Annotated in this window: 2 protein-coding genes and 1 pseudogene; all 3 read left to right on the top strand. The window is 68.4% G+C overall.

The window, feature by feature from the left end:
- Window positions 1-402, top strand: a pseudogene (locus ACR2JA_RS09205) (cell division protein FtsZ); the annotation flags it as partial.
- 441 nt (window positions 403-843) lie between these two features.
- Window positions 844-1,767, top strand: coding sequence for a UDP-3-O-acyl-N-acetylglucosamine deacetylase (lpxC, locus tag ACR2JA_RS09200; protein ID WP_434008792.1), 924 nt, complete (start codon window positions 844-846; stop codon window positions 1,765-1,767).
- A 15-nt stretch (window positions 1,768-1,782) separates the two neighbouring features.
- The gene (locus tag ACR2JA_RS09195) at window positions 1,783-1,959 is read left to right on the top strand and encodes a hypothetical protein (RefSeq protein WP_434008791.1); all 177 of its coding nucleotides are present in this window, start codon (window positions 1,783-1,785) and stop codon (window positions 1,957-1,959) included.
- Window positions 1,960-2,190 lie beyond the last annotated feature (231 nt).

The raw sequence follows: 2,190 nt of genomic DNA, 5'->3' as shown, positions 1-2,190 counted from the left end.
AAGGAAGCGATGAACGCCATCAAGGCCTACGCCGCACCGGACGCGCACGTGATCTACGGCGCCGCCTACGACGAGAGCCTGGGCGACGAGATGCGCGTGACCGTGGTGGCCACGGGTTTGAGCCGGCAGGGCGCCGCTCGCCGCACCGCGCCCCCGCTGCAGGTGCTGCGCACCGGCACCGACAACGTGCCGTTCAACGTGCCCACCGTCAACACCGCCGTGGGCGGTGCAGGCATGGGCAGCGTGAGCGCAGGTGCCGCCCAGCCGGATTACGCCGGCATGGGCGTGCCCAGCGTCTGGCGCACCAACCGCACCCAGGCCGCGGCCAAGGTGGATGCGCTGGCTTCCGGTGGCATGGACGACTTTGAGATCCCGGCGTTCCTGCGCAAGCAGGCCGACTGATCAGGTGCCCCCCGCGCCGCCTGCGGCGTCACCCCCCAGGGGGCAACACCTGCGGCCCGGCGAAGCCGGTTCCGCGGTGTTCTTGAAGGGGTGCACTTCGCTCGTGGCTGGTGGACGCGGGGCGCTCTGCTCCGCGGCTGTCCCCCGGCCCGGCTGCGCCGGGCCTCCTCCTTGATGCCGCTGCACAGAGCGCCCCACGCTCACCAGCTGAACATGTTTCGACACACCCACGGATGCGCGCCCAAAGGGCTTGGGTGATCGGGGTGGCTGGCGCAGCGAAATAAAGGAGGAGCCAGGGGCGCAGCCCCTGGCGGGGGACATTCGCGGAGCCGGCCACCCCGGTCGCCACAGCCCGCTCTGGCTGCAGCGAAGTACCCGGGGCTATCGCGGCCATCAAGATTCCAGTCAGCGCAAAAACGCCTGCAAACCTAAAATCGTTCGATGCTTGCCCAACGCACCCTCAAATCCCTGACCAAGGCGGTCGGCGTCGGCCTGCACAGCGGCCAGCGGGTGGAGCTGACCCTGCGGCCAGCCGCGCCGGACACGGGCATCGTGTTCCGCCGCGTGGACCTGCCCGAGCCGGTGGACATCGTGGTGCGGGCCGACTCGGTGACCGACACCAAGCTGGCGTCGACCATTTCCAACGGTGGCGTGAAGGTGCACACCATCGAGCACCTGATGAGCGCCGCCGCCGGCCTGGGGCTGGACAACCTCTACGTGGACATCACCGCCGAAGAGGTGCCCATCCTTGACGGTTCATCGGCGTCCTTCGTCTACCTGTTGCAGAGCGCCGGCATCGTCACGCAGAAGGCGCCCAAGCGCTTCATCCGCGTCAAACAGCCGGTGGAGGTGCGCGAAGGCGAGGGCCGCACGCTCAAGTGGGCGCGGCTGGACCCCTTCCACGGCTACAAGCTCGCATTCGAAATCGAGTTCGACCACCCGGCCGTCAACGCCACCGGTCAGCGCGTCGAGTTCGACATGGGCAGTGGCACCTACGCGCGCGAGATCGCCCGCGCCCGCACCTTCGGCTTCACGCGCGACGTCGAGATGATGCGCACCCACGGCCTGGGCCTGGGCGGCGGGCTGGACAACGCCATCGTCATGGACGACGTCAAGGTGCTCAACGCCGACGGCCTGCGTTACGCCGACGAGTTCGTCAAACACAAGATCCTGGACGCCATCGGCGACCTCTACGTGGTGGGGTACCCGCTGCTGGCGGCCTACAGCGCCTTCCGCAGTGGCCACGCCATGAACAACCAGCTGCTGCGCGCCCTGATGGCACAGCCCGACGCCTACGAGATCGTGAGCTTCGAGCAGGAGCGCGAGGCGCCCGCCGGCTTCGCGCAGCTCGCACCGGCCTGGTAACCCGGACCCGCGGCCATGGTGCTGTTCCGCTTCACCATCTTCTTCCTGCTGATCGCCGCGGGCGTCTGTTTCGCGTTCTATATCGGCACCGGCCAGCAGAAGTACCGCCTCTGGGGCCTGAAGATCCTCAAGTGGGCCGTGATCGCGGGCCTCGGGTTCTTCGGCGTGCTGGTGCTGGAGCGGATCCTGTAGATTCACCACAGGTATTTCCGGCGAGCTTGCCACGTCCAGTGATGCCGTGGAACCGGCTTTGCCGGGCCACAGGCATCGCCCCCTGGGGGGTGACGCCGCAGGCGGCGCGGGGGGGTCAATAACTCCTGCCGCCCTTGTAGGCCGCGTGCGTGCGCGCCTGCAGCGGACTCACCTTGTTGATCGCTGCCGTTGTGCGCGCCACCTGTGCATGCGTGATGCACAGGCCCAGGG

Origin of the sequence: Hydrogenophaga sp. (assembly GCF_051007235.1) — a bacterium.
GTDB lineage: Bacteria > Pseudomonadota > Gammaproteobacteria > Burkholderiales > Burkholderiaceae_C > Hydrogenophaga.
This window is presented reverse-complemented; position numbering and strand designations above follow the sequence as displayed.